The organism is Streptomyces sp. NPDC102462 (assembly GCF_044765425.1).
In the GTDB taxonomy this organism is placed as follows: Bacteria; Actinomycetota; Actinomycetes; order Streptomycetales; family Streptomycetaceae; genus Streptomyces.
In genome coordinates this window covers 65536-72854 of the sequence record NZ_JBIWKB010000045.1, presented here as the reverse complement: position 1 = coordinate 72854, position 7319 = coordinate 65536, and the positions used below count along the sequence as shown (strand labels likewise).

Genomic DNA, 7319 nt, shown 5'->3' with positions numbered 1-7319 from the left:
AAGGTGTGGCTCGGGTCCGATAGGTACAGCGCGACAGCATCCGCTTTGAACTCGGGCGAGTAGACCTTCATCACCATAAGAGATCCCTCCTGCCCCGGCCCCTGCCGGGGCCGGGCTCAGAGGTGTCCACCACTCGGGGACAGGTCCCCATGTCGATGGCGAATGCGATGGCTCGGGCGACCGCTTCGGCGGGGATCCCTATTTCGGCCATGCGTCGCTGCACCTGTTCTCGTGTGGCGTCATCGGTGACGTTGTCGACAAGTTCGGTCTGTACGAATCCGGGCGAAATCGAGGTCGTGCGCAGGGTTCCGTCGGTGGATTCTTGGCGCAGCGCTTCGAGGATGGTCCGGACGGCGTTCTTCGTGCCCGCATACACCGCCTGGGTCGGGACGATCTTGAGTCCCGAGGTCGAGACTGTGGTGACCAGGTGGCCTCGTCCTTGCTGGCGGAATACGGGGAGCGCCGCAGCGACTCCGTTGAGAACTCCGCGCAGGTTGACATCGATCATGGCGTCCCACCCCTCGACGTCGAGATCACTAATCGGCCCGAGGTGACTGATCCCGGCATTGGAGACCAAGACATCCAGCGCACCGAACTCCTCGACAGCGCACGTGACAAAGCGCCGCATGTCCTCGCCTCGCGTGACATCCACCTCGCACGCCAACGCACGACCTCCCGCATGCGTGATCTCCTCGGCGATCGTCGCCAGTCTCGCTGTACGGCGCGCGCCGAGCGCCACCACCGCACCCTTGCGGGCGAGTAGTCGAGCGGTCGCCTCCCCGATCCCGCTGCTCGCTCCGGTGATCGCGACGATCTTTCCCTCGATCATGCTTCCTCCTGAACTAAAGTGGACAGCTGTCCGCAAGATGCTACCGGACAACTGTCCGCTTAGTCGTAGGGGAGGGATGGCCCCATGTCTCCACGCGCCGATGCCGCGCAGAACCGGGAACGCATCTTGGTCGCTGCCCGTGCCGCACTTGCAGCGTCTGAGGAGGTGCGCCTCAGCGCGATCGCCCGCGCGGCCGGCGTTGGGCAGGGCACGCTCTATCGACACTTCCCGACACGAGAAGACCTGCTGGCCGCGGCGTATGAGCACGAGGTTGATGAACTGGTCTCTGCCGTGCCACGGCTACTCGAGGAGCACGCGCCGCTCGCCGCACTGCGGCTATGGCTCGGGGAGGTGGCCGACTACGCGCGAGTCAAACGAGGATTGATCGCCGCCGTCGAGGCGACCGTGTGGCGCGAACTCACCGACGCCAGCATCACCCGCATCACCTCCGCCATCGACGAACTGCTGCAGGCAGGCCGCCGTACGGGAGACGTGCGCAATGACGTAGACGCTCGCGACGTGACACTGCTCATCGGCTACCTCGCGCGCGTCAATGAGGAGGAGTGGGACACACGCGCCCGACATCTGCTCGATGTGATCATCGACGGGCTACGTCGACGCTGACCAACGGAACGGCCCCAGAACACGGCTCCACAACCACCCACACCCTCAACTGTGAAGAGCCCAATTGACGTCTTGAAAGTCTCCTGTAGCTCTCCTCCCGCAGTCGGAAGGCACTCCCGCAAGGGAAGAGAGGGGCGCGGCCACTGTCTGATCATCGGGAGCGTTTGGATTCCCGAAGATCGTGCGGTGATCGCAGGCTCCAATGTGGCTTTCTTATTAGTCCTGCGGCTCTTCGCACCGCTCAGCTCCCTACCCCCTGCGGCCGTGGGGGTACGGGTGGCCTCCGGCGGGCGGTGGAACGCGTGGAGTGAACCCGCAACCGCCGAGACCTGACTGCTGGAGCCCGGGGACTGGTCGGCGCGCGTCATCACTCCGCGCGCCCTGGGTAGCATCGGCCGACCAGCCCCGGGTTGACCAGCACAGTGAGGCTGCGGCCCACACCCCGGCGGCCCGCCTTTACGCCACCGCACGCGTCGTGGCATCCGTAGGCGAGCCCGCCAGGCGAGGAGATTCTGCCCCGCAGGAGGTTGCCGTCCTGAAGGAACCGCTGGAGCGGACGGCGGACGGCGGGCGGCGGTGGCCCGCACGCTCCTGGCGATGGCCGGAAAACTCGACGCGGCCCGCCCCGCCGGACCGTACTTCCACCTGGCCCCTCCTGATACGTGCGACCGCCGCCGGCGCAAGGGGTTCGGCAGGCGTCGGCCTCACCGTCCGCGACCGGGTCACCGCGTCGGGCTGGCCATGTGGTCGCCCCCTATGGCGGTCGGCCCGGTGACGGCGGCGACGTCGGCACGCTCTGCGGCGGTGTCAGGGCGTCGCGGCGAGGATACCTATACAGCCTCCCATGATTGGCATACCTTCCATATCTGGAGTTGGATCAAGTAATGGCCTGTCTCAGTGGAGTTGACTCATGGCGCAGCCCGCCAAGGGCCGATACGGGTCTGTTCGTTTCCGCCTGGCTGTCCGGAGCGGAGCGGTGTTGGTGCTCGGTACAGGGATCGGTCTGGCGCTCGGCGCCTGCGGCCGTGCCGGCGAGGCCGCGCCCGGGGCCGCCGAGCGGACGAGCACCGCGCAGACCCGGTCCGTGACACCGACGGCGACGTCGTCCTCGTCCTCGTCCTCGCCATCGGCGTCCGCGACGCCGACCGCTGATCCCGCCCTGGCCCTCCCCGTGTCCCCCCGGGGGAGTTTCGAGGTCCGAAACCAGGGTGGGGCGCGCTACAGCATCGCCCTGGCCACCGGGCCCCTGCAGAACGCTCGCCAGGGCGTGTCGGTGGCAGCCCCGGGCTCCGGCGGCCCTTTCACGGACTCGGAACCGCCCGAGACGGTCGTGCTGGGCAGCTTCTGCCATGACGTCGACTACGCCACGGACGCCGTCCTCCCGTTGACGGTGACAGTGAACAGGAAAGGGGAGCAGAACGTGCCCGGCCTCGACCTGGAGGTCAACGCCGGAGCGGGCACACCCCTGCCAAGTGGAGTGCGAGCGGAACTCGAAACGCGCGGATTCTGCGACCCCTCAGGGCAAGACGGGCTGGGAAGGACGGTCAGCGTGTTCGAGCCGTTCCTCAGCGGCGATGTACGGACCGACACCCTGCCCGCCCTCCTCATCCTCAAGAAGTACCGCTCCGATCCGGCGAAGTTCCGCGACGTGCGCTTCGACCTGGTTCCGCAGAACGGCTACGGCGAGAGCGGCCTGCCCCGGATCAGTGACGTCAAGGGCATGGAACGCGACACCTACGTGAGCATTCTCGGCGAAACCCTCACCCGGGGCGCGCAGATCCACGTCGCTCGCCGGACCGGCTGAGAGAGAAGCGGGGTGGCAACGGAAGACGGGTGGGGCGCCGGAGGCCGGCTGCGCCGCAGGCGGCAGCGTCGTATCGAGCAGAATCCGGATGCCCTTCAGGGCTCGCTCGCGACCACGGACATGACGTACGAGAGTGTGACGGAGCGGCTCGACCGTCTGGTGATGGAGGGCCGTACCGAGGAGGCCGTACGACTGGCCGAGGCGGCGCGGGCGAGCGGGGATCCGGGCAACCGGGCCGCAGCCGAACTCCTCACCTGCATGCTCGAGTTGGCGGCGCTGGGCTACGAAGAGGCAGGGGCGGCGATGGATCGCGCGGTCGCTCTCGCCGGTGCCGAGGCCGAGTACGACGCCCTCTTCTACCGGGGGATCGCTCTCTCCTTCGAGGGCGACGGCCCACAGGCGGCCGTGTACTTCGAGCGGGCCGCGAGGTCGCCGCTGCGCCGACTGGCCGCCCGCTCCGCACTGGCTCTGGGGTTCCTGCACGTCCAGGCGGGCGATGACGAGCGGGCTCTGCCTCTGCTGCGCGCGCGGGGGCGTACACGTCCGGATACGAGCTCATCGTTCCTCAAGCCGCCTTGAGCCTCGCCGAGTTGAAGCAGCGCGCGGGCGATCCGAAGGAGGCCACGCGGCTGTACCGCACCCTGCTGACCGGGCCGCCGGACATCGCCCAGGTGGCCCGGCTGCGGCTGTCCGATCCCCCCACGGACCTGGGACAGCACGAGGAGGCGGACCGGGTACTCGAAGAAATGCACGGCCCTGACACCGATGCCGAGGCTTCGGCCGAGGCCTTGCTGGCCGGGGCGGAATCGCATATGGAGCAGGGGAATACGGGCTTGGCCGAAGCTCTTCTGCGCATTGCCGTGGAGATCGGCGTAGAGCCCCAGAACCAGCTCGCCCGACTGCGTCTCGGCGGCTTGGCGGCGGAGCGCGGCGACTCCGACCGGGCCACCGTTCACTGGCGGCGGGCGGCCAAGGGCACCGACCCAGATTTTACCGCCGAGGGCGTTCGGCGGCTGGCCCGGGTGCTGACGGACGACCCGGCGTTCCTGGTGACCGCCGACCCGGCTACCGTGAACGCCCTGCTGGAGCTGGCGGAGGGTGGTCCGGGGGTCGACTTCGTCAGGCGGGTCTATCAGGCCTCGGCCGAGCTGCACGCGACCGCCCCCGGCGCCGTACGCCGCTTCCTGCTTGCCCTGGACGCCGCGCGGCGCGGCGACTGGCGGCTGGCGTCGCGGATCAGCGCCGTGCCCCTGCCGGACGAGCCCGCCCCGCGGTGGGGACGTGTCGCATGGTCCACGGGCACGCGGCTCGGCGGCTTCCGCTGGACCGCGATGGGTCACGAAGGCGGTGCGTACGGCGTGGTCATGGCACAGCTCGACGGCCGCCCCGTCGCGGTCAGCGCGGGCGCCGACGGCACTGTGCGGGTGTGGGACCCGGGCAGCGGCGAGCCGTTGGGCGCCGCCCTGAAGGGCCACCGCGGCGCCGTGGTAGGGCCGGCCGTGGAGACCCTGTGGGGGAAGACCCTGTGGGTCGTACGGTGGTGGTCAGCGGAGGCGATGACGGGACCGTACGCCTCTGGGACCTCGCGACGGGCGAGCCGGTCGGCAAGCCGCTCACCGACAGCCACACCCCGCTGCGCCTGTTGGCCACTGCCGAATCGACCGCCGAACGATGGCGACGACGGTCGATGACGAGGGCGTCGGGCGGGTGTGGGACCTGGGCAAGCGTTTGCTGACGCAGCTGCACGGCCGGATACCCCGCGGCGAGGCGCAGTCCTTGACGACGGTGGTCCTCGACGGTCGGTTGGTCGTGGTCGTCGGCGGGAGAAACGGCGAGGTCGTCGTCGCCGAGATGGGGACCGGCACGCAGGTGGGCAGCACGATCTCGGGGGAGGCCAATGGCGCGCGCGGGGTGGTCCTGGGGAAGGCGTACGGCCGCGACATCGTCGTCACCGGAGGCTTGAGCGCGATCGCGCGGGTCTACGACCTGGCCAGCGGCACGGAACTGGCCTCCGTCTACACCGGTTTCAACGGTCAGATCCACGCGGTGGCGGCCACCGAGGCCGACGGGCGGCCTCTCGCCGTCCTCGCCTGCGCCGACGGAAGGATCCGGGCTTGGGAACCGTTCTGGTCCTATGGGTCGTACGAGTCGGGCAAACGGCCGGCCGGGCACAGCGACACCGTCCACTGCGTCGCCACGGCCGAGACCGACGGCCGCGCGGTGGTGGTCAGCGCGAGCGATGCCACGGCTCGGGTCTGGGACCTCGCCACGGGGGACGTGGTGGGCACGCCGATCACCGGGCACGGCGTGACTGGGCCCGCGATGGCGACGGCGCACATCGAGGGCCGGCTTGTCGTGATCACGGGCGGCTTCGACGGCATGGCCAGGGTGTGGGATCCGGCCACCGGCGAGGAGACCGGCCGGCCCTTGGCGCACGGTGACGCCGTGAAGGCCGTCGCGGTGACGGTGCTCGACGGGCGCCCTGTCCTGGTCACCGGCGACAGGGACGGCGCCGTACGCATATGGGACCTGGCCGATCGCAGGCTCCTGCGGGGGCCGTTGCCCGGTCACGAGGACGAGGTGGCCGACGCGGCCACGACGCTGCTGGACGGCCGCGCGGTCGCGGTCACCGGAGACGGCACGGGCACGGTCCTGGTGTGGGATCTGGCGACTGGCGCCCGGGTGGGGGAGGTCATGGCCGTCGAGCCGAACCCCGAGAGCGACGACGAGGAGGGGTTCCTCGACGCGGTGGCCACCGCGGTCGTCGAGGACCGTCCCGTCGTGGTCACCCTCGGCAACGGCGACACGAGTGGAATGCTGCGGATGTGGGACCTGGCCACCGTGGCCCCTGTGGGCGAACCACTCACCATGCACAAGATCGGAGCCGTCTCGCTGACCACCGCCGTACTCGGCGGGCGCCCGGTCGCGATCACCGGGGGCGGGGACGGCACCGTCCGCGTCTGGGACCTGACGACGCGCGAAGAACTCGGTCCTCCGACGCAGTTCACCGACCCCGACGACACGGTCCGCGCGAGGATCACCGCGCGCGTACGTACCCTGCGCGGACTGGCACACGACCACGGCCCCGGACAGACACGCGACCGCCACCGCGTGGAACTCCTCGCCAACATCGGCACCCCCGACGACGCGGAACGCCTGGACCCGGACGGCGTCGACGGCGTCGGCCTCTTCAGGACCGAAGTCCTCTTCCTCGGCCGCGATAACGCGCCTGCCCGAAACGAGCAGGCCCTGGCCTACGAGCGCGTACTGCGCCAACTGCCGGGCCGGAAGGTCGTGGTGCGCACACTTGACGCGGGCGCGGACAAACCCCTGGCCTTCGTCCCGCGCGAGCAGGAGGAGAACCCCGCTCTGGGCGTACGCGGATTCCGCGTCGAGCGGACCGCACCGCACATCGTTGATACGCAACTCGACGCACTGGCCGAGGCCCGGAACTCGACCGAGGCGGAGCCTTGGGTGATGGCACCCATGATCGCCACACCTGAAGAAGCCGCCGCGTTCGCCGCGATGGTCCACCGCAGGAGGATCGGGCGGGCCGGCGCGATGATCGAGGTTCCCGCGGCCGCGATCCGCGCTGCCGACATCCTGCGCGAAGTCGACTTCGTCTCGATCGGGACGAACGACCTGGCGCAGTACACCATGGCGGCCGACAGACTGCTCGGCGGTCTGGCCGACCTCCTCGATGCCTGGCAACCGGCAGTGCTCCACCTGGTGGCGGGCGTACTCCGTGCCACCACCGCCGCAGGCAAACCGGCCGGTGTCTGCGGGGAATCGGCGGCGGACCCTCTCATGGCGCTCGCCCTCACCGGGCTCGGCGCGACCTCGCTCTCCATGGCCCCGAGCAGTATCCCGACCGTCCGGTACACCTTGGGGCGGCACACCCTCGCCCAGTGCCGGAACATCGCCGAAGCCGCCCTGTCGGCACCGACCGCTCCAGCCGCACACGCCGCGGTGCTGCAACTCGCCGACCCTGAAGCCTTGAACACTCTTGGCGTTTCGCCGGTGTCGAAGGCTTGACGGCCCATGTGCCTGGGCGGCGCCGGC

6 protein-coding genes are annotated in these 7319 nt (G+C 69.9%); 5 read left to right on the top strand and 1 reads right to left on the bottom strand.

Annotated elements, in window-relative coordinates; genetic code table 11:
- Positions 1 to 70 precede the first annotated feature (70 nt).
- Positions 71 to 829, bottom strand: a complete 759-nt coding sequence (locus ACIRFL_RS31255; RefSeq protein ID WP_404034935.1) for an SDR family oxidoreductase — start codon at positions 827 to 829, stop codon at positions 71 to 73.
- Positions 830 to 913: 84 nt separating this feature from the next.
- On the opposite strand from ACIRFL_RS31255, the gene ACIRFL_RS31250 reads away from it, so the two are divergent.
- The 5 genes from ACIRFL_RS31250 to ACIRFL_RS31230 all read left to right on the top strand — a co-directional run bounded on the left by ACIRFL_RS31250 (position 914) and on the right by ACIRFL_RS31230 (position 7292).
- Positions 914 to 1453 carry a TetR/AcrR family transcriptional regulator gene (locus ACIRFL_RS31250; protein ID WP_404034933.1) on the top strand — a complete coding sequence of 180 codons (540 nt, stop codon included), beginning with the start codon at positions 914 to 916 and terminating at the stop codon, positions 1451 to 1453.
- A gap of 982 nt (positions 1454 to 2435) precedes the next feature.
- Positions 2436 to 3257, top strand: a complete 822-nt coding sequence (locus ACIRFL_RS31245; RefSeq protein WP_404034931.1) for a hypothetical protein — start codon at positions 2436 to 2438, stop codon at positions 3255 to 3257.
- Between the two features lie 12 nt (positions 3258 to 3269).
- The gene (locus tag ACIRFL_RS31240; protein WP_404034929.1) at positions 3270 to 3836 is read left to right on the top strand and encodes a hypothetical protein; all 567 of its coding nucleotides are present in this window, start codon (positions 3270 to 3272) and stop codon (positions 3834 to 3836) included.
- Positions 3837 to 3847: 11 nt separating this feature from the next.
- Complete coding sequence (locus ACIRFL_RS31235; RefSeq protein WP_404034927.1) at positions 3848 to 4948, top strand: hypothetical protein; 1101 nt, start codon at positions 3848 to 3850, stop codon at positions 4946 to 4948.
- The gene (locus ACIRFL_RS31230) at positions 4929 to 7292 is read left to right on the top strand and encodes a putative PEP-binding protein (protein WP_404034925.1); all 2364 of its coding nucleotides are present in this window, start codon (positions 4929 to 4931) and stop codon (positions 7290 to 7292) included. The genes ACIRFL_RS31235 and ACIRFL_RS31230 overlap by 20 nt, the downstream gene beginning before the upstream one ends.
- Positions 7293 to 7319: the final 27 nt, after the last annotated feature.